Origin of the sequence: Hydrogenophaga intermedia, from assembly GCF_023715105.1 — a bacterium.
In the GTDB taxonomy this organism is placed as follows: domain Bacteria; phylum Pseudomonadota; class Gammaproteobacteria; order Burkholderiales; family Burkholderiaceae_C; genus Hydrogenophaga; species Hydrogenophaga intermedia_A.
Map to the genome: position 1 here is coordinate 14056 of NZ_JAMBNO010000003.1, position 20385 is coordinate 34440.

Here is a 20385-nt window from a genome sequence, read left to right on the forward strand (position 1 = left end):
GCGCTCGCTGCTAGTGGATGGTGGCTCCCTCGGTGGCCGCGGCGTCGGCATCAGCGAGGACCGCACGCTCGACAGCTCGCACCGCGTCCCCGATGAGGGCGTCTATCTCCCCCATGTCGCAGCCGCGAAACCTAGGGTCCTGCAACCACGCGTTGAGCCTGGCCGTGACAAAGGCCGGTACGGGACCGTCGGGGTCCCAATCACTGTCATTCAGGCACTGCAGCATGTCCTGCGCCACCGCAGCACAAACAGCGAGGTGATGGAAGTCCCACGGCGGCATCCCTTTTTCGCACTCGAGGAAGGTTGCCATGTGGTTGTCCAGGTTCTGGAAGAGTCTGGAGAGGAACGCACAGGTCAGTGCCAGTTTAGCAGCGTTGGCGGAACGAGAAGGTTCCCCGGCAACTTGCGACGTCAACACGGCGAGCACGTTCAGATGGACGAGCGCGCTGTAAGTCGTGGCCGTGAGCATCGGGCGGATGGCTATCACCCCTTCGCCATCCTGCTGGCGGCGCGCATCGGCAAAATCGAGCTCTGCCGCATACGTCTCGGAGAGCTCCTCTGGTGCGTCATCAACACAGTGGAAGGTGCGCGACACCACGTCCATGTAGACCCAGAGCTCCTGGACTTTGGGCAGGGGCAGCCACGCTCCTTCTGGATGTGCGGCTTCGTCGTCCATGTGCGATAACCCTCTCGACGAGGGCTTCCAGCCAGTAGAGCGTGCTGCGGCCCAGTGCATACGCCACCAGGTACTTCTTCGAAGCGGAAGACTCGGACGTGAGGTTCATGTTCATCTGAATCGAGTTCATTCTTTACCTTGTGTTTTGCCACGATCGAACGCACTTCCTTCGCAGGAGGCGTGTCGATCCCGCCCCGCATCAACGCGTGGGCACGGCAGAAGTTGGATTGAGGCATCGGGTGCGCAAAATGCGCACCCGCAGCAGCAGGAGCGTCAGTCGCTCGTGCAGTCGAAAGGCATGCCGTAGGCGGCGAACACGTCAGGCAAGCAGGAGCCGGAGGGAATCCACCGGTACCAGGCTTCCTCTAGCAAGTCGCCGAGCGCGAATCGCTCGACACCATTCATCGACGCCAACTCTTCGAAGAAGGCGCGGAGTTCGGGATAGCGGGAATCCAGCGCAGGAAGCTCGCAGTCGCCGCAAAGCACCGATGCAATGCTCGTATCCGGAGTAACGAAGAACTCGTTCCTCATCCAGATACGCGTCATTGGCAACGTGCGGTACTTCAGCGCCATTTGCGCGCGGGCGCTCGCGAGCACGACTTCCGCACGGCCGACGGTGATGTCCGCCTTGAGCTGGTCGGGCAGTTGCCAGGACCGATAGGAAGCAGGAACGGGGGGACGGCAGGCGCCGGCCTCAAACAGTCGTTCGGTGAGGCGGAGGTACTCTCTTGGACATGGCACAAACATAGGGCTCCTCTTGAGGGATGGCCCACTTCCGGTTGAAATGGGCTTGATCAAATAAGGCAGCCCTGCCATGTTCCACGCTGCCTGCTGGCAGCTCTCGAGGTCTTTTCACTTGTTCCTCTTTCGGGATCGGGACATTCATGCTTTTTCGTTTTTGCGAATCGCAATCTTAGGCGGCGGCCATTCGCACGTCTAGCGAATCGCTACCGATTTGGTTGTTCTGCTTGACAAGCGGCCGGAGAACAAATTCTCTCGTTGCGTAGACGCAGCAACTTCCCCGTGGCTGGGAGGCAATGCAGTTGCAGCTGGGTGATCCACGCCGCAACTGCTCAGGGATTCCGCTATGCACGTTTTCGATTGCGAGCCGAATCCACATGGTCATGCAGGGCCGCGACTTCCGGCGCGGTTAAATAGCGGACGTCGGACATGGTCGCCATGGCGAGGACGGACGTGGCGGGCACCTCGCTTCCTTCGGGCCACGTGGCAAGCTTCAGTTCGTGCACCATGCCCATGGCGGCATCAACACAGGCCCTCACCATGCTCACGTCGTACTCGCCGAACTGGACTCGCATTCCGGCGCGAGTTCTCCAGGAACGGTGTTGACGGCTTGCACGGCGCCGCGAATGATGTCGGCCGTGTCAAGTCGCATGACCGACAGAGTCCCCGGTGACATGACGAAATGGCCCCTGCCCATGTCTGCCGGGTCCGCGCAAGCACCCTCCAGGCCATGAAGCATGTCCAAGGCCAGGCCGGCACACTCCTCACGACATGCATGATTTCGACGGGAATGGAGCCGTCGAACCGACCTCAGACCTGGAAGTAGAACCGCGGTCCTGATTCTGATGTCCTGCTTAGCGTCCGGTGAGTTTGGAACGTGGCGACGCAAAGGATGTTCCTATGCGTAGCAAGGAAACCCCAAAATAGCGCGCCAATCGTGAGCGGGTTCGAACGCAAGCGCCGTAATGAGACCGTGCGGAGGTGCTCGCCGCCGTTGCTTCGCGGTCATCAATTGCTCTTCAGTCCAGAGCCGGTGTGGGTTGTAGTTGCAGCCCGCACCCATGCTGCAGCCCTGAAGGTCGGCCGTGATGAGCTCGGCGCGCTCCGCGCTGGGCCTGTGGGTACTGATAAATACGAGGGGCCCGCAAACGAAGACGATATCGAACGCGACGCTGCTCATCTCGTCGGGTTGGGTGAAGCTGCCCAGCGAGTCAGCTCGCACCCGAACCCGGACATGGTCGCCGAAGAACTCCAGATAGGTGTCGTTCTCCATCAGGTCGGCGGAGTGGTCGTTTCGGACGCTGAAGTGATTTCTTGCGAGCGATGGCACCTCCGGCAGCAGCGTGTCGCGCAGGAATATGAATGTGGATTCCCGGCGCTCGGCATAACCGAAGCCATGGCGAAGCGTGACGTTTGCATGGGAAGACACCGCGGCATGCTCCTTCAGGAGGATGTCGTGGAAATCCCGGATGGGGAACTCACTGTGGTAGCGGTGCTCCGCTTGGCCAAGGCTGACGACTTCAATTTCGATAGGGTACATAGGGGCTCCGAGGATTGGAGCTTCATGTAGGTCGAAGTTTTAGCCTTCAGGTGATCACACGGGTGCAACGCATGCCGATGACTGTTCGCGCGCGGCAGACCATACGCCTAGTTGTGAACCGTCAATAGGTTATGTCGCGGTTCCGGGAGACGGGAAGCCATCGCGACACCAACCAGCAAGTCGCGGGGGGCGCGTGAGTCAATGGAGTCGAACTGTGGTGCGGCGTGGTTGACCGCCGGTAGAACCGTTCAGGGGGCCGCGGTCACCCTGGGTTGAGTGGGATCCTGCGCTCAACCCGGGGGCGCTCGGAAGACCGTACACGAGCGAGGAAGTCATGTGATAGCCCTCCCGGACGCAGCAAAAAGACGAAGCCGACCACAGCGCAGGCCGAGTAGAGCCGGCCGGAGTCCGGGTCTGGCTGAGGTCCAAGGAGTGACCCGCTTGCCTCGCTGCCCAGCGCTGGGTAGCAAACCGAACGCTTGTTAGGCTATAATACATTGAGCGTTTGAGGTGAACATGGAAGATCTTTCCCCCGGCGCAGCCGGACGGCGACGTAGTATCCGAGGCCAAGCAGCCATTGTCGGCGCGGGCCGGTCGGAGGTGGGGCGCGTGCCGGACAAGAGCGTGTTGGCGTTGGCCGCCCACGCAGCGAATGCCGCATTGCAGGATGCCGGCATCGATCGGTCGCAGGTCGACGGAGTGCTCTCCAGCGCGGCCTTCGCGGCCCCGTTTCATCGTTTCAGCGTCGCCTTCAGCGAGTATTTCGGGATCGTTCCCACGTTTTCGAACACGCTTCAAGTATCTGGCGCCACCGCGGCAACGATGTTGAACATCGCCGCCGCCGCCATTGCCGGCGGGCTGGCCAACACCATCCTCGTGATTGGGTCCGACAGCCTGCTCACAGGCTTATCGCCTGACCTCGCCCTGCGTTCGATGACCGAGAGCCGAGACCAGCAGTACGAAATGCCGTTTGGCATCCCGGTGGCCAACACCTTCGCAATGACGGCGCATCGGCACATGAAGGACTTCGGCACAACTCCGGAGCAACTTGCCAAGGTTGCCGTGATTCACCGCGAGCACGCCATCAACACGCCCGGCGCTCAGATGACGACGCCCATCACCGTGGACGATGTGCTCAACTCCGGCTGGGTGACGACGCCGTATCACAAGCTGGACTGTTCGTTGATATCGGACGGCGCCGTGGCATTCTTGGTGAGTTCGGCCGATCGTGTCGGTGATTTCAAGGCGAAACCCGTCTACATCCTGGGTGCCGGCGAGTGCTACACACACGAGCACATCTTCCTGATGCCGTCGCTGACCACGACCGGTGCAGTCCAATCGAGTGCGAAGGCGTACGCCATGGCGGGGTGCTCGCCGAAGGACATCGATGTCGCTGGCGTCTACGACTGCTTCACCGGCACCGTGATCATGATGTTGGAAGATCTGGGCTTCTGTCCAAAGGGCGAAGGCGGGCGCTTCGTCGACGACCGGCAGATCACCTACGGCGGCAGCATTCCCTGCAACACCCATGGCGGGCTGCTGTCCTTCGCGCATCCAGGCATGCCGGGATCCCTGCTGCACTTTCTCGAAGTGACGCAGCAGTTGCGGGGGCAGTGCGGGCCGCGTCAAGTCGAGGGTGCCGAACTCGGACTGGTGCACAGCCTCGGCGCCGGCTTCGCGACGCAGGCAACGACGATTCTCGGCACAGGAGCCACGCTGTGAGGCGCATCGAACCGCATGAAGCCCATGTGAAGCCATTGCCGGCGCCCGACCCGGACTCGCGGGCCTATTGGCAAGGTCTGAAGGATGGCCGACTTCTGTTGCAGTACTGCGCAAACTGCGGCCACGTACAGCTCTATCAGCAGGCGATTTGCCGTCGCTGCGGCAGCGACGCTCTCGAGCACCGGGCGGCGAGCGGGCGAGGTCTCGTGCATTCGTTCAGCGTGGTCCACCGCGCCCCGGGCCCTGCATTCAAGCACGAAACACCCTATGCCGTGCTGCTGGTCGAGCTCGCCGAAGGGCCACGAATGATCAGTTCCCTGGTGGATGGCGACCCCATGGCAGTGGAATTCGACATGCCGGTGGAACTGGTCTGCGAAAGGGTCAGCGAAGAAGTGGTGCTACCGCGCTTCAAGCCGGCTTGAGTCCGACAAGAGAACGTCGGGGCGCGTCCTGCTGAGCATCATCTTCCGCAGTTCCGATCCGTCCCCTATCACCATCCCACCGGCGTTGTGTCATTGATCCGGCGGTGACGCGCCCAGACCATAGGAGCAGTTATGCGCATCGGCAGTGTCGAATTCGAGAAGAGGGGCCGTATCGCGATCGTCACGCTCGACGAACCCGCCAAACTCAACGCCATCTCCCTTGGCATCCGTGAGGGCGTAACGGAAAGCCTCCGGAGACTCCAGGCCGACGATGACATCCGCGTCGGCATTCTCACGGGGCGGGGCGAGAAGGCCTTCTGCGCTGGCGCCGACATTGGCACCTTTCCCGCAACTCCTGAGCAGGCGCGCAGTTTCATTTCCGACGTGCTTCCGGTGCTGGAGGCGCCCGAGCGCTGTCGCAAGCCACTGATAGCGGCAGTCAACGGCATCGCATTCGGCGGGGGTTTTGAACTCGCCATAGCGTGTGACTTCATCCTTGCGTCGGAACGCGCTCGATTCGGTGTGCCGGAGATACAGCTCGGGCTGCTTCCCGGGTTCGCGCTGCTTCGCCTTCACGAGATCGTCGGTCGTCCGAAGGCGAAGGAGTTGAGCATGCTGGGAGAACCGATCGATGCAAGCGAGGCTGTGCGATTGGGTATTGCCTTGCGCATGGTGGCGCATGACAACCTCCTTGAGGAGGCGGTTGCGTTCGCCGAGAGAATCGCGAGCAAGCCGCAGATGGCGGTGCAGATGGCCAAGTCCTTCTTCAACCGCGGGCTCGGCGGTGATGACATGCGCTACGCCATTGACGCATTCCCCTTCTTGTTCCAGACCGAGGACGTGAAGGAGGGCGTGGCCGCCTTTCGCAGCAAGCGGAAGCCCCAGTTCAAGTGAAGACCAGTCCCGTCCTTGCCGCCGCGTTCTGAGACGCATAGCGTAGGGCCAGCCGCGAAATGTCTGGCCCCTCACCAAGAGATTACGCAGTCACTGCGAGTGCGGGGAGCCCGCTGCGGCGGTTCGCACGGGCGGCGAGTTGCCGCTCCCTTTCGGTGGCGTAAACCCGATCCCATTGCAGCACCCTGGGCGTCATCAGCCGGTGCCAGAGCGGCGGAATCATGGCTATCAGGATGGTCGTGAGATAGCCGCCGATCATCATCGGTGCGTCCGGAAACGGTCGTAGATCCTGATAGGCCACTTCCCCCTGCGCATGATGGTGCGAGTGGCGGGTCAGGTTGAACATGGACCATGAACTGACTCTCCGGTTCGTGTTCCAGGAGTGCCTTGGCTCCACGGGCGTAGTCGGGTCTCGCACCAGCCCATAGTGCTCCATGTAGTTGACGATCTCCAGCAAGGCCTTGCCCCAGAGGCCGCACAGCACGAAGAACAAAGCCGCGCTCCAGCCGCCGAGCGCAGCGGCTGCGGTGACAAGCACCGCGCTCATGAGATAGCCACGAAGCGCCCGATTGTGCCAGCTCCACGCCTTTTGGCCGCGGCGCCTCAAGCTGTCAGCCTCGATTTTCCAGGCACTGACGTTTCCCTTGATGGTTGAAGCAAAGATATGAAAGTAGACGTTGCGACCGCGGGGGGCGGTGGCGGGGTCCGCTTCCGTCGCGACATAACGGTGGTGTCCGTAAACATGTTCGATGGAAAAGCTGGTGTCGAAGCTGAAGGCCAGCAGCCAGCGGCCGACCAGCATCGATACGCGGTCCCAGGTGCGATGCGTCAGTTCGTGCCCGGGAATGGTTCCCACCATGCCAATCATCAGTCCCGTGAGGAGGACCGCAGAAAGGTGGTGGCCCCACCCGGTGCTTTCCTTGGCGAGCAGGAAGTCATGGCCGGAGAGCCTCGTCAGCCAATCGCCAAACCCGAGGGGATCTCCCGGGCTTGCTCCCCATACTGCGCTGAAGACCACCAACGCGAGCAAGGGAAGCGCAAGCCACAGCTGCGCGGTAAGAACGCCGGGATACCTGAAGGCAGGGGTCGAAGTGTCGTCTCCCGCCAGTGCGTCGCCAGCCACGTACAGCGCCACTATTGCCGCAAGTCCCGCAGTGATCCACGGACCTCCGCTCAGCAGTGCGGCCGTTGCAAGCAAGGCGACAAGGTGGAAGAGGGAGTACTTCAAATAGTCGGCGGCACTCGCGTTGCGCCTCGCAGTACCAGGGCCGCTACGGACTGCGTCTGGCGCTGGTTCGCACTCCGTTGCTGCTTCCCGCAGCGTCGTGAAGCGATCGGCATGGATATGCTCACGGGGGACACCACGCTTGCGAAGCACGTCGGAGGCAGCATCAACCATTCCGGGCGGGCCGCACAGGTATGCCTGGGTGGCGGGATGAATCACCGTAGGAATGGCTTCGGTGACCGGACCCCGGCGCCCGAGCCACTGCTCGTCCTTGGAAACCTCGGCCACCACCGGAATGAAGTGGAAAGATGCCGGCCACTGTCGCGCGATCGATGCGATCTCGTCAGTATGGTACAGGTCCTGCGCCCGGCGAGCACCGAACAGCAGTGTCACCGGCTGGGAGACGCCGCGATGAAGAGCGTCGTGGAGCATCGACAGGACGGGTGCCAAGCCGCTGCCGCCGGCCAGGAACAGCAACGGGCCCTCTGCCTCGCGGAGATGGAAATCTCCCAACGGCGCGGTAAGCTCTACGCGCTCCCCAACGACATTCTGGTCGTTCACTCGCGATGAGAAGGTACCGCCTGGCACTTTGCGCACGAAGAAGTCCACCTGCCGGCTTACTCGAGGTGCCGAGGCGAACGAGTAGTTCCGGTAAACCCCAGGCAGCGACCGCAGGCTCAGTCGCGCGTATTGCCCGGCTCGAAACTCCAGGCCTTCATCAAGCCGGACGCCCAGCCAGCAGATATCCGCAGTGAGCCGACGCTGTTCCACGATAGTGCCGGTCATCCTGCCCGGCTGATCTGGCTCTAACTCTACTTCCACACGACCGTCCGTTCGCGGTACGCTCCGGCACGCGAGAATGACACCCATGCCGAGCTCTTCGTCCGTAAGCAGGTAGCTGGTATCGGTCAGCTGTTTGACGCGCCCCTCCACAAGCCGGCACTTGCAGGAGCCACATCCGCCTACGCGACAGGAGTAAGGGATCTGGACACCTTCACGAAGTGCCGCCTCCAAAAGGGTTTCCTTGTCGCGCACCGTGATGCGCTGCGAGTTGACATACGCGGTCAGTGGGTGCGCAATGTTGACAGTTGTAGATCGCACGGACGATCTCCGATGTTTGTTGCACGAGTCGATTCTCAAGCGGAGGAGTTACGTGCGGGAGGTCATCTTTCGACACGTTGAGGTCATTCGTTGACAAAATGAGCTCTGGGGAGCCGCCCAATTCCGGTCGCCTCGTCCTGCCGGCGCACTACCTGCGAGTCGTGGCCGATTGCGTGTCTGCCAGCGGAGGGGACGTGGCGCATTGGCTGCGTCGCAGCGGGCTGGGCGCCAGCAGCCTCGATGAGTCGTCTGTGCAGATGAGCTTGTCGGCTTTTCGTCGCCTCATTTCGGACGCGATGCTGGTGACGCGAGAGCCCGCTCTCGGCTTGCTGGTTGGTCAACGCCTCACCGCGAACGCTCATGGCAGCCTCGGCCTTGCCGCAATGAGCAGCGGCTCTGTCCGTCAGCTCATCGGCGTTCTTGAGCGATACGTCGGTACGCGCGTTCCAATCATTGCCGCGTACCAGGACACGCTGGATACGCAGCTCCGCTTCCAGTTCAAGGAAACAGTTCCTCTAGGCGAAGTCCGGCATGCCGTTCTCGAAGCCGTCCTGCTCGCGACCAAGGGCATCATTGATTTCGTCGCGATCGGCACCTGTCGGGTGGACTCGGTGACGTTGGACTTCGCGCCCCCGGGGTACGCTCCGTTCGCGCGCAGCCTGTTCAACTGTGAAGTGCGCTACGGAATGCCATGGGTTGGATTCCTGCTGCCTCTGGATCGCGTCGACCAGACCCTGAACACAGCCGACTCTGCGGCGTTTCAAGCCGCTGAAGCTTTGTGCCAGCGTGATTTCGACAAGTTCGATTCTGGCCATCCGGTAAGCGCGCGCGTGCGGCGACTCCTTATCGAGCATCAGCACGGCTTCCCATCGTTGAGCGCTACGGCCCGTCTGCTGCACGTGACGCCCCGTACGCTCCACCGTCGTCTGGTCGCCGAAGGCACGACTTACCAGCAGATCCTGGAGCAGGTGCGGCATCTGCTCGCAGTCGAGTACTTGCGCACCCGACAGCTCACCGTTCAGGAAATTGCCCACGCTCTCGGATACTCGGACGTCGCCAATTTCCGGCGCGCTTTCAGGCGGTGGGAAGGAGTCCCGCCCACTCGCATATTGGGCAGGGACCTACCGGCATAGGGCCACTGCGCCTCGAACGCGATGAATGAGCCGGCAATGTTCAACCACGCCCATTACGAGCTGGCAAGAACTCCGGCGCCCGCGACTTCACGTCGACCATTTGGCGGTTGCGAGTGGCGCGAAGTCAGTGGGCGCGCGTCGCACCACGCCCGGGCTTCAGGTCGCAGGCCTCAGGCCAGCCACCGCTTGCGACGCCGGTAGTGCTTGATTTCCTTGAAGTCCCGGCCTTCGGCTCCGCCGAGGTAGGCTTCGCGGATGTCCGGGTTGGTCTTCATGACATCAGCCTTGTCGTGCATGACGACACGCCCGTTCTCGATCAGGTACCCGTGCGAGACCACGTCCAGTGCCGCAATGGCATTCTGCTCGACGAGCAGGATCGACATGCCCTCGTCGCGGTTGATGCGGCGGATGATCTCGAAGATCTCCGCCACGATAAGCGGCGCCAAGCCCAGGCTGGGCTCGTCGAGCATCAGCAGCTTGGGTTGGGTCATCAGTGCCCTGCCGATCGCCAGCATCTGCTGCTCGCCACCGGAGAGATAGCCCGCCTGCGCCGAGCGACGTTGCTTGAGCCGCGGAAAGTAGGTGTAGACGCGGTCCCGGTTGCGGGACATCGCGGCCCTGTCGCCGTGCACGGCCGATGCCGCGACAAGGTTCTCGTCCGGCGTCAGGTGCTCGAACACCCTTCGTCCTTCAAGCACCTGCGCGATGCCGAGCTTCACGCGGTCCTGCGGCGGCAAGCTGGAGATGTCCTGGCCCAGGAATTTCACGTCGCCGCGCGTGATCTCCCCGTGCTCCGACTTCAGAAGCCCGCTGATGGCCTTGAGGGTCGTGCTCTTGCCGGCGCCGTTGGCGCCGAGCAAGGCCACCATGCCCCCTTGCGGCACTTCGATCGACACGCCCTTGATTGCCAGGAAGACGTGGTCGTAGATGACCTCGATGTTGTTGAGTACCAGGGCGTGGGTCATGGTGCCTTGTCCGCGCAGATCGGCATCTACTTGTTCGCCTTGGCGAAATCAGCTGAATTGGCTTTCACCAGCGTACCCACCAGTCCCGTGTAGTCAGCGAACCAGTCGGTCTGTGGCACCCACTTGGCGCCATCCCACATGTCGATGCGCGTCTTGCCGCCGCCGCCGTGGTCTTTCGGGGTCACGGTAATCGGCGCCATGAAGCCCTTCGCGTCGTAGTTCTTGATCTGGTACATGCCTTGCCGGATCTTCTGCGGCGTCAGCGGCCAGCCCTGCGATTTGATGGCGAGCCGCACTCCTTCGAACACCGACGAATACACGGCCAGTCCGGTGTTGTAGTACGAGTCAGCCACCAGCTTGCGGTCGCCGTTGCCCTTGCCCTTGTCGTACAGCTCGCGGAGGATGTCGCGCACCAGGGGGTGGTCCGCCCCGCCGCTGACCACGGCAGAGCGCTTCAGTCCCTTGGCTGCAGCCGCTCCGAAGTTGTTGATGTCGACTTCATTGATCCAGTTGACGGTGACGAGCTTTTCCAGGGGGATGCCATTGCGCTGCATCTCGCGGAACGTGATCGGATTCAACGGCGAGAAGGACCATAGAACCACCCAATCCGGCTGGAAGCGGCGGATCTGCGCGAATGCGGCGCTCTGGTCGTTGCCCGGTACCGGGAAGGGAAAGGTCTGCAGGTCGAAGCGTTCGATGCGCTTGAGGGCTTCGAGGACGGGCATCGGCTCGCGGCCGAACGGCGTGTCGAGGTACAGGTAGGCAACCTTCTTGCCATCAAGCTTCCCGCCCGCCTGCCTCTTGAAGTAGCTGATGATGTTGGCTGCCTGACCCCAGTAGGTGGGCGCGAGGGGAAAGACATTCTTGAACACCTCGCCATCGACCGCGTCCCCGCGGCCTGTCAGCGGCTGCACCATGATGTTTCCGTCCTGCACGATGCGCGGGAGGACGGCCCGGGAAACCGGCGTCGAGAAGAAGTCGAACACCATCACGCCTTCCCGCTTGAGGCGTTCGTAGCAATCGATGCCGCGCTGCGGTTCGTTGCCGTGGTCCTGTACGATGACCTCGATGGGGTGACCTTCGATGCCGCCGCGCTGGTTCAGAAGTTCGGCATAGTCCTTGACGGCCTGAGCCACCTGCGGCACTGCGGCGACGTAGATCTTCGTCAGGTCATAGCACAAGCCGAACTTCACCGGATCGGCTGCATGGGCGCCGAAAGAGGCGAGGGCCGCAGCAAAGGGAAGAACTCGAGTCAGAAGGGCACGCATTGGGAGTCTCCATAAATTAAACGCTGCCGACCTTCGAGATCGGTGCAACCGCGCTTTCGACGCGCTACTTGCCGGCGGACTTGGCGAATTCCGACGAGTGCTGCTTGACGATGCTCCAGACGAGATCCGTATAGTCGGCGGACCAGTCGCTCTGGGCCACCCACTTGGTGCCGTCCCACATCTCGATGCGGGTCTTGCCGCCGCCGCCGTGGTCCTTCGCCGTGACGGTCAGGGGCGGCATCAGGCCGTTCGCGTCGAAGTTTTTCAGGCGCTCAAGGCCTTTGCGCATCTTCTCCGCCGTCAGCGGCGCCTTGTCGGTCTTCAGGGCCAGGCGTGCGGCTTCGAACACGGACGCGTAGATTGCCAGGCCGGTGGTGTAGTAGATGTCAGAGACCAATTTGCGGTCGCCGCTTCCCTTGCCCTTGTCATACAGCTCTTTCAGGATGTCCTGCACAATGGGATGGCTGACACCGCTTTGCACGGTTGTCACCCGGCGAATGCCCTTGGCGGCGTCGTGGCCGATGTTGTTCAGGTCCACGTCGTTGAACCAGTTGACGGTGATCATCCGGTCCAGCGGGATCCCGTTGCGCTTGGCTTCCTTCGCCGCCACGGCGTGCATCCCCGAAAACGCCCAGTGCACGATCAGATCGGGTTGGAAGCGGCGCATCTGGGACCAGGCCGACGACTGGTCGTTGCCCGGCAGCGGGTAGGGGAACAGCTCGAGCTCGAAGCCTTCGCGCTTCTGCAGTTCCTTCATCACGGGGATCGGCTCCTGGCCGAACGGATAATCGATGTAGAGGAACGCGATCTTCTTGCCCTTGAGGTTCCCGCCGGACTGCTTCTTGAAGTGCGACACGATGTTTGCGGCCTGGCCCCAGTAGGTCGGCCCGAGCGGGAAGACCCACTTGAACACTTCGCCGTCGATGGCGTCGCCGCGGCCGACGAGCGCCTGCAGCATCACGTTGCCGTCTTTCATGGCGCGAGGCAGCACGGCACGCGACACGGGTGTGGACAAGAGGTCCACCGTCACTGCCTGGCCCTTGACACGCTCATAGCATTCGATTCCGCGCTGCGGCTCGTTGCCGTGGTCCTGCACGATGAGCTCGATGGGGTGGCCCTCGATGCCGCCGCGCATGTTCAGGAGTGCGGCATAGTCTTTCGCCGCCTGCGCGACCTGCGGCGTGATGAAGGTATAGGCCTTCGTCAGGTCGTAGCAAAGCCCGAAGCGGATCGGGTCGGCCGCGTGTGCCGCTGGCAGCGCCAGTGCCAACGCAGCGGCGCCCAGCAGGGTTCTCAGCTTACGGAACATGGAAGTCTCCTTTGAATGTGTGGAGGGGAGAGAGTGGGCAGGCTACTTCCTGGCGTAGCCGAACGGCCAGAACATGAAGTAATTGCGCGCGTTGCTGTAGATCTTGGCCAGCCCCAGCGGCTCGAACAGCAGGAAGCCGATGATCAAGACGCCGTACAGCAGCGCGGGGATGTGCGCCAGCAGCTCGACGCCGATCCTCAACTCGGCCGCCTGTGCGGCAGCGAAGATCAGGTTGGCCATGATGCCCGGCAGCAGCAGGATGAACGCCACACCGAAGTAGCAGCCGATGATGCTCCCCAGACCGCCGACGATCACCATGGCGAGCACCTGGATGGAGACGTTCACCGCGAATTGCTCCGGTGTGACCGCCCTGTAGAAGCAGAAGACGAGGATCGCTCCGCTGACGCCGCCGATGAACGAGGACATCGCGAATGCGACCAGCTTGTAATAAAAGCTGTTGACCCCGATGACGGCAGCGGCGAAGTCCTTCTCGCGCACGGCGACCAGCGCCCGACCCAGTCCCGTTCGGCGAAGATTGAGCATGAAAATGGTCACGAGGACGCACCACACCAGCGCAACGTAATACAGCGTAGCGTCGGAGTCGACCGGGTTTCCGAGCAGCCGCATCTGCGGCGCCTGGATCGTTGCCTGCGTGCCGCCGCTGACAGCGGGCACCTTGTTGATCACCCAGTCCATCACGAACTGCAAGGCCAGCGTGCTGAGCGCCAGATAGAGGCCGCGGACCCGCAGCGCGGTGATGGCGAACGCGCAGCCAATGGCAGTGGACATCAGGCCGGCGAGCACGAGCGCGATCTCGAAGGGAATTCCGTTGAGCGTGGCGTGCACCGCCGTATAGGCCCCGATCCCCATGATGGCGGCGTATCCGAAGTGGAACTGGCCGGCCCAGCCCAGGATGAGGTTCAGGCCCAGGGCAGCTGCCGTCCATATGAGCCAGGGCAAGACATAGCTCTTCATGTAGAGCGGGCCGACCACGGCAGGTACGGCGAGCGCGATCGCGAGCAATACCGCGATCTGCCAACGCTCGAATGGAATCGGGAAGAGGGCGCGATCGCCGCGGTACGTCGTGTGGTGAATGCCGGCTTGGCGGTAGAACATGGCGTCAGATCCTCTGGATGTCTTCTCGACCGAACAGCCCGTGCGGGCGGATGAGGATGGTCAGCACCAAGGTGGCCGCGACAACCAGTTCACGACTGCCTCCCCCCACAAGACGATCGAGATAACCGGAGGCGAGGCCCTGGAAGGCTCCGAGCAGCACGCCCGCAAGCACCGCCCCGCCGATGCTGTCAAGACCGCCGAGCACCGCCACTGCAATCCCCATCAGCAGCAGCGAAGAAAGCGACTGATCCACGCCCTGGATGGACCCCCACAGCGCACCGGCCAACGTGGCGACCACCGCCGACATGGCCCAGGAAATGGCGACACCACGCTCGACAGAAATTCCGACGGACCAGGAGGCCGTGTAGTCGTCGGAGATCGCACGCAGCACGATGCCCATTCGCGTCCTGAAGAACAACACGAAAAGTCCGAACAGCAGGAGCGCGACGACGGCGCCGGCCACATAGCTGCGGTTGATGAGGACCCTGCCCACGAACAGCGGATCCGAAGAGATGGGCAGAGGGAGAACGCGGTTCGTGCCGCCCCAGGCGGTGAGTGCGCCGGCGCGAAGAAAGATGTCCAGCGCCAGCGTCATCATCAGGATCATCACCAGTGGCCGGCCCGCGAGGCGGCGCAGGGCGACGCGCTCGATCCCCATCCCGATGCCGAACATGATCACCATGGCGACCGGTAGCGCAACCCACACGGGCATCTTCGTCGCTTCAAACACGGCCAGGACCACATAGGCGCCGAGCATCGCCAACGCGCCCTGTGCCAGGTTCGGCACCGAAGACGACTTGTAGATCAGCACGATGCCGAGTGCCACCAAGGAATACATCAGTCCCGCCAGCGCACCGTTGATGGCCAATTCCAGGAAGAGAGCCCAATCCATGGTCAAAGACTCCTGATGGCCAAAGTACGCTCGATCGTGCCGGTGTCGCCCGTGTCGTACGTGATCTGCGCTTTCATCACGACAGTCTCCGCACTGCCGTACAGCGCATCGATGACGACGGAGTACCTGTCCTCGACGACGTTGCGCCGAAGCTTGCGCGTACGGGTGATTTCACCATCATCAGGATCAAATTCCTTGTGCAGGTTGACGAAACGCCGCAGGCGCAGAGCCTCCGGCAGGGCTTCGTTGACGCGCCGCACTGCGGCCAGGACCAGTTCATAGACCTCCGGCTTCTGCGACAGGTCTGCGTAGCTGATGTAAGGAATGCCTCGCACTTCCGCCCAGTGGCCCACCGCTTCCCCGTCGATGCATACCATGGCGCAGAGGTAATCTCGGCCGGCGCCGAGCACGGCCACGTCCTTCACATAAGGGCTGAACTTGAGGCGGTTCTCGATGTAGTTCGGGATGAAACGCTCGCCCTTGGCGGTGTGCACGACCTCGGCCACGCGGCCGAGCACGACCAGATGGCCGTCAGGCTCGATATACCCCGCGTCGCCGCTGTGCAGCCAGCCGTCGACGAGGGTGCTGCGAGTCGCTTCCTCGTTCTGGAAGTAGCCGCTGAAGACGCTTTCGGAGCGCAGCAGGATCTCGCCGTTGTCGGCGATCTTCGCCTCGACGCCCGGCAGCGGCCGGCCCACGGTGTGCAGGCGGACTTCGTTGGCGGCCTGTACCGCGTTGAAGGCGCTGCTCTCGGTCTGCCCGTAAAGCTGGCGCAGGTTGATGCCCAGGGCACGGTAGAACAGAAATGTGTCTTCGCCCATCGCTTCGCCGCCGGTCAGCGCCACCCGCATGCGGCTGAGGCCCAGCTGGTCCTTGAGAGGGCCGAACACGAGCATGTCGCCAAGCCTGCATTGAAGCCGCTGCATCGTCGAGGGCTCCTTGCGCTCCAGCTTCAACCGTTCGACCGTGACCCCGACGTTGATGAAGTGGTCGAAGATCCGCTTCTTCAGGGGGGTCGAATCTTCCATGCGGACGCGGATCGTCGTCAGCATGTTGTCCCAGCTGCGCGGCGCCGCCAGGTAGAGCGTCGGGGCGATTTCGCGCAGGTTGCGCAGCACCGTCTCCGACCGCTCGGGGATGTTGATGGTGAAGCGCAGCGCGATGCCGGCGGCCATGGTGACCGCGAAGTCGCCAATCCAGGCCATGGGCAGGTAGGCCAGGATGTGCTCCTCCCAGCCGAACACCTGACCCTGGAAAGCGTTGCGCACGCCGGCCAGCACGTTGCGCTGCTGCAGCACCACGCCCTTGGGCTTGCCCGTCGTGCCCGATGAGTGCACGAACACCGCGGGACCCTCCGGGATCGCGCGGCTGATCAGCGCATCGCGCAGCGCAGGGTCGGCGCCAAGCCGTGCGGCGCCGGCCTTGCGCAGTTCCTCCCAGGATTCCAGACCCTCCACCTTGTAGTGGTTCAGACCGCGCGGGTCGTCATAGACGATGTGCCGTAGCGTGGGCGCGTTTTCGCGCAGCTCGAGCAACTTGTCCACCTGCTCCTGGTCTTCGGCCAGTGCGAAGCGCGCCATTGCCTCACTCGCAAAATGCAGCACCTCATCGGGCGTGGCGTCGGGGTAGACAGGCATCGCGTAGCCCCCAAGGGCGCCTGCAGCCAGCATCCCCATATACAGGCGGACGCGGTTATCGCCGAGCACCAGCATCGAATCCCCGGCCGCAAAGCCGAGCTGTTCGAGAGCTGCGGCAATGGCCAGCACCTCGTCAAGTACCTCCCCCCAGGTGAATTCCTGCCAGATGCCGAGCGCCTTCTCGCGCATGGCAATCTGCCTGCCGTGGCTGCGGGCATTCAGTGCCAGCAGACGCGTGAGGGTGGTGTCGGGGCTCAGGTCCCACTGCCGCGCGCTGGCAGCCGCAATGGCGAGGTCCTCACGCTGCATGCTGGTGCGCCTTTCCGAGGTAGGCTTCGATGACCCGGGGATTGGCGACCACGTCGCGCGGCAGGCCCGTGCCAATCACTTCACCATAGTTCAAGGCCATGATCCGGTCGCAGATGCCGACCACCACATCCATGTGGTGCTCGATCAGGAGCACGGTAATGCCACGTTCGTCGCGGGCGTCGAGAACGAAGCGTGCCATGTACTCCTTCTCCTCCTGGTTCATGCCCGCCATCGGCTCGTCGAGGATCAGGAACAGCGGCTCGGCCACCAGCGCCCGGGCCAGCTCGACGCGCTTCTTCAATCCGATGGGCAGGGTCTCCACAGGCTCGTCTCGTACTCCCTGGAGCTGCAGGAATTCGATCGTCTCCTCGCAAAACCTCCGGTGAGAGATCTCCTGGGGCTGGCTCAGCCACCAGTACAGCGCGGTCTTGAGGACACCCGGCTTGAGATGGACGTGGCGGCCGAGCAGGATATTGTCGAGCACCGACATGCCATTGAACAGCGCCAGGTTCTGGAATGTGCGGGCCACCTGTTGCCGGGCCACGTTGTGCGGCCTCATGCCCGTGATATCCCTGCCGTTGAGGAGAATGCTGCCCTTCTGTGGCGGATAGAACCCGGTCACGGCATTGACCAATGTCGTCTTGCCGCTGCCATTGGGGCCAACCAGACCGAAAATTTCGCCCCGCTCCACCCGAAGGTCAACGCCGGTGACGGCAACGAGGCCGCCGAAGCGGCGTTCGAGGCCCCGGCACTCGAGCACGGCTGAACCTGGCTGCGGAAGGACGCTCATGGACCGACGCAGGCGGGAAACCTGGCCTGTCTAACGTTAGGTGAAGCGATCATTTTTGGCGGGGTCTTGTGAGCGTGTCCAGTGCGGCTCCGTGTGGCGCGCGCGGCGCGGCGCGTGGGGAGGATGAGGGTCATTCGAGTGCGCTGAATTCGAACAGATATTAGGTTGGCATGTCAAGGGTGCGATCCCTAGGAGGGACCCTAGGAACCCGCGACACCGAGCGTCCGGCGCAGCGTCAGCCGATCGCCCGGCTTTCCTTCATGGCGGCCACCTCTGCACCGGTGTACCCCGCCCATTGAAGAACTCCGTCGGTGTCCGCTCCCAGCAGTGGCGGCGCGTGGCGCAGGCTTGCTTTCGCGCCGTCGATCGCGACCGGCAGGTCGACGGTACGCAGATCGGGCAGGTGTGGCGCCGGCAGCGGCCGGATCATGCCCATCGCTGCCACCTGTTCGTCGGCGGCCACGGCATCCACCGAGTTGATCGTCGAGCAAGGCGCGCCCGCCGCCCGCAGCAGCGCCACGCACTCGGCGGCGGTCAGCGGGGAGATGCGTTGCGCAAGCAGGGCATGGAGGGCCGGCCGGTTAGCGACACGCTCTTCGTTGGTGGAGAAGCGCGGATCGTGCGGCAGTTCCGGAAGGCCGAGTGCGTTGCAAAGCGCGGCAAACAGCCGGTCGTTGCCGGCGGTGATGAGAACGGGCCCGTCGCTCGCGTCGAAAGCTTCGTACGGTGCGGTCATCGGCGTCACGTCCCCCATGCGCTGGCCGATGAATCCCGCGCCGAGGTAGTGGCTCAGGAAGAGCGACATCCAGTTGACGCCGGTTTCCATCAGGCTTGTCGACACGCGCGCGCCCCGGCCAGTGTCCTTGCGCTGGTACAGGGCCGCGAGGATGCCGATGAACGCCCACATCCCCGTGCCCATGTCGATCACCGAAACCCCTGCACGGGCCGGCGGACGGTCGGGGTGGCCGGTCACGCTCATGATGCCGGTGAACGCCTGTATCAGCGGATCGTAGCCAGGTTCGCGCGCCAGCGGCCCTTTGTCCCCGAAGGCGCTCAATGCGCAATAGACGAGGCGGGGATTGGACGCCTGCAGGTCCTCACAGCCCAGGCCGCGAGCCTCCAGGCTGCCGGGCCGCACGGAATGCACCAGCACGTCCACCTTGTCGGCGAGGCGGCGCACCACCGCCAGGCCCTCCGGCGTAGCGATGTCGATGCCAACGCTCCGCTTGTTGCGGTTGACCGCTAGAAAGGCGGTGCCGATGCCATGGCTGGACGGCGTTTGCCACTTGCGTGCATCATCGCCGCCCGCAGGACGTTCGACCTTGATCACATCGGCGCCGAAGTCGCCCAGCAGCTGGGAGCAGAATGGACCTGCAATGTTCTGCGTGAGATCGAGAACTGTGATGCCTCTGAGGATGTCGATCATTGGACAGTGGCCTTGTCGGGATCGCAGTCAGGTCCGGGTCTCCTACAGCCCCATGCCGCGCGCGATGATGTCGCGCTGAACTTCCATGGCGCCCCCGCCGATCTCGAACAGCTTGGCGTCCTGGAAGTGCATGGGAAGACCGGAGTCGACGGTGTAGCCGTAGCCGCCCAGCAAGTGCAGCCCGGCATGGGCGCAGTGCATGTAGCACTCGGCGCCGGCGATCTTGGCGAACGAGGCCTCGTTGTGGCAGGCGCCGGTCTTCTCGAGCACGCTCGCGCCGCGGTACACCAGCAGCCGCGCCGCGTCGGTGCGCAGCTGCATGTCGACGATCTTGTGCCGCACAGACTGCAGTTTGCCCAGCGGCTTCCCGAACTGCACGCGCTGCTTCACGTAGCCCACGACTTCATCAATGATGGCCTGCGAGGCCCCGACGCCGATTGCGCCGTGGTACAGCCGTTCGTTGTCCAGCCCGCCCAGCACGCACTGCCAGCCCTTGTTCTCGGGCCCGATCAGTGCGTCGGGCGGCAGCACGAGGTCGCGGAAGTGGGCTGAAAACGTCGGCACCGGCCCCAGGCCCATGGTTTCGATTCGTGTCAGTTCGATGGCCGGGTTGCTGCCTGGGTCGGGAACGAGGAACGTCGAGATGCCTTCCTGCTTGACGGCGTGCGGATCCGTCCGTGCAGCCAGGATCAGGAACCCGGCGGATTTCGCCTGTGAGCAATACAGCTTCTCGCCGTTGATGACCCAGTGTCCGTCGGCGCGCCTGACGGCGGAGGTGCGCAGCGAGGCTGCGTCCGATCCCGAACCCGGCTCCGTAAGGCCCAGCGCCATGAACACTTCGCCGGCCATCACCTTGGGCAGCACCCTGTCTTTCTGCGCCTGGGTGCCGAACCTGGCGACCATCGGCGCCAGGATCACCGCCGCCCGGCCCCAGGCGGTGGTGATCGCCGCCGAGGCGCCCGCGAACTGCTCCACGAAGGCCAGCATGCCCATGGGATCCGGCTTTTCCAGCCCGCTGTAGGGTTCGGGCAGCAGGAAGCCGTAGTAGCCCATCCTGCCCAGCTTCATGAACAGCTCCTGCGGCGGCTCCACCTTGTCGCGGACCCACTGGAGGACCTGCTGGCGCGGCATCTCCCTTTCGACGAAACGGCGTGTCGTCTCCGCGATCGTCCGTTGTTCTTCACTCAATTCAAAGTCCATGGGATCCAGCTCCTTGCGT

General features: G+C 63.2%; 18 protein-coding genes. 4 read left to right on the plus strand and 14 right to left on the minus strand.

Features of this window, described 5'->3' with window-relative positions:
* Positions 1–10: 10 nt before the first annotated feature.
* The 4 genes from M3149_RS03380 to M3149_RS03395 all read right to left on the minus strand — a co-directional run bounded on the left by M3149_RS03380 (position 11) and on the right by M3149_RS03395 (position 2957).
* Complete coding sequence (locus tag M3149_RS03380; RefSeq protein ID WP_251707931.1) at positions 11–676, minus strand: hypothetical protein; 666 nt, start codon at positions 674–676, stop codon at positions 11–13.
* 273 nt (positions 677–949) lie between these two features.
* Positions 950–1423 carry a hypothetical protein gene (locus tag M3149_RS03385; RefSeq protein ID WP_251707932.1) on the minus strand — a complete coding sequence of 158 codons (474 nt, stop codon included), beginning with the start codon at positions 1421–1423 and terminating at the stop codon, positions 950–952.
* Positions 1424–1761: 338 nt separating this feature from the next.
* A complete protein-coding gene (locus M3149_RS03390) occupies positions 1762–1992 on the minus strand; it encodes a hypothetical protein (protein WP_251707933.1) in 231 nt (76 codons plus the stop codon).
* Between the two features lie 323 nt (positions 1993–2315).
* Entirely contained in the window at positions 2316–2957 is a 642-nt protein-coding gene (locus M3149_RS03395) for a hypothetical protein (RefSeq protein WP_251707934.1), read from the minus strand.
* 516 nt (positions 2958–3473) lie between these two features.
* Here M3149_RS03395 and M3149_RS03400 point away from each other — a divergent pair.
* The 3 genes from M3149_RS03400 (at position 3474) to M3149_RS03410 (ending at position 5995) form a co-directional block, all read left to right on the plus strand.
* Positions 3474–4679 (plus strand): thiolase C-terminal domain-containing protein, encoded by a 1206-nt coding sequence (locus M3149_RS03400; protein WP_251707935.1) that lies wholly within the window; start codon positions 3474–3476, stop codon positions 4677–4679.
* A complete protein-coding gene (locus tag M3149_RS03405; RefSeq protein ID WP_251707936.1) occupies positions 4676–5101 on the plus strand; it encodes a Zn-ribbon domain-containing OB-fold protein in 426 nt (141 codons plus the stop codon). The genes M3149_RS03400 and M3149_RS03405 overlap by 4 nt, the downstream gene beginning before the upstream one ends.
* Positions 5102–5233: 132 nt before the next feature.
* A complete protein-coding gene (locus tag M3149_RS03410) occupies positions 5234–5995 on the plus strand; it encodes an enoyl-CoA hydratase/isomerase family protein (RefSeq protein WP_251707937.1) in 762 nt (253 codons plus the stop codon).
* 82 nt (positions 5996–6077) lie between these two features.
* Here the strand turns inward: M3149_RS03410 and M3149_RS03415 are convergent, their stop codons facing one another.
* Positions 6078–8321 carry a fatty acid desaturase gene (locus M3149_RS03415; RefSeq protein ID WP_251707938.1) on the minus strand — a complete coding sequence of 748 codons (2244 nt, stop codon included), beginning with the start codon at positions 8319–8321 and terminating at the stop codon, positions 6078–6080.
* A gap of 194 nt (positions 8322–8515) precedes the next feature.
* Here M3149_RS03415 and M3149_RS03420 point away from each other — a divergent pair, with 194 nt between their 5' ends.
* Entirely contained in the window at positions 8516–9454 is a 939-nt protein-coding gene (locus M3149_RS03420; RefSeq protein ID WP_251707939.1) for an AraC family transcriptional regulator, read from the plus strand.
* A gap of 170 nt (positions 9455–9624) precedes the next feature.
* Here the strand turns inward: M3149_RS03420 and M3149_RS03425 are convergent, their stop codons facing one another.
* The 9 genes from M3149_RS03425 to M3149_RS03465 form a co-directional block, all read right to left on the minus strand.
* Positions 9625–10419 (minus strand): ABC transporter ATP-binding protein, encoded by a 795-nt coding sequence (locus M3149_RS03425; RefSeq protein ID WP_251707940.1) that lies wholly within the window; start codon positions 10417–10419, stop codon positions 9625–9627.
* 26 nt (positions 10420–10445) lie between these two features.
* On the minus strand, positions 10446–11687 hold the full coding sequence (locus M3149_RS03430) for an ABC transporter substrate-binding protein (protein ID WP_251707941.1): 1242 nt from the start codon (positions 11685–11687) through the stop codon (positions 10446–10448).
* A gap of 64 nt (positions 11688–11751) precedes the next feature.
* A complete protein-coding gene (locus M3149_RS03435; RefSeq protein ID WP_251707942.1) occupies positions 11752–12996 on the minus strand; it encodes an ABC transporter substrate-binding protein in 1245 nt (414 codons plus the stop codon).
* A gap of 42 nt (positions 12997–13038) precedes the next feature.
* A complete protein-coding gene (locus M3149_RS03440) occupies positions 13039–14112 on the minus strand; it encodes a branched-chain amino acid ABC transporter permease (RefSeq protein ID WP_251707943.1) in 1074 nt (357 codons plus the stop codon).
* Between the two features lie 4 nt (positions 14113–14116).
* Positions 14117–15004, minus strand: coding sequence for a branched-chain amino acid ABC transporter permease (locus tag M3149_RS03445; protein ID WP_251707944.1), 888 nt, complete (start codon positions 15002–15004; stop codon positions 14117–14119).
* A 2-nt stretch (positions 15005–15006) separates the two neighbouring features.
* A complete protein-coding gene (locus tag M3149_RS03450; protein WP_251707945.1) occupies positions 15007–16950 on the minus strand; it encodes an AMP-dependent synthetase/ligase in 1944 nt (647 codons plus the stop codon).
* Positions 16940–17740 (minus strand): ABC transporter ATP-binding protein, encoded by an 801-nt coding sequence (locus M3149_RS03455; RefSeq protein ID WP_251707946.1) that lies wholly within the window; start codon positions 17738–17740, stop codon positions 16940–16942. The genes M3149_RS03450 and M3149_RS03455 overlap by 11 nt, the downstream gene beginning before the upstream one ends.
* A gap of 235 nt (positions 17741–17975) precedes the next feature.
* Positions 17976–19166 carry a CaiB/BaiF CoA transferase family protein gene (locus M3149_RS03460; protein WP_251707947.1) on the minus strand — a complete coding sequence of 397 codons (1191 nt, stop codon included), beginning with the start codon at positions 19164–19166 and terminating at the stop codon, positions 17976–17978.
* Between the two features lie 42 nt (positions 19167–19208).
* The gene (locus tag M3149_RS03465; protein ID WP_251707948.1) at positions 19209–20366 is read right to left on the minus strand and encodes an acyl-CoA dehydrogenase family protein; all 1158 of its coding nucleotides are present in this window, start codon (positions 20364–20366) and stop codon (positions 19209–19211) included.
* Between the last annotated feature and the right edge of the window lie 19 nt (positions 20367–20385).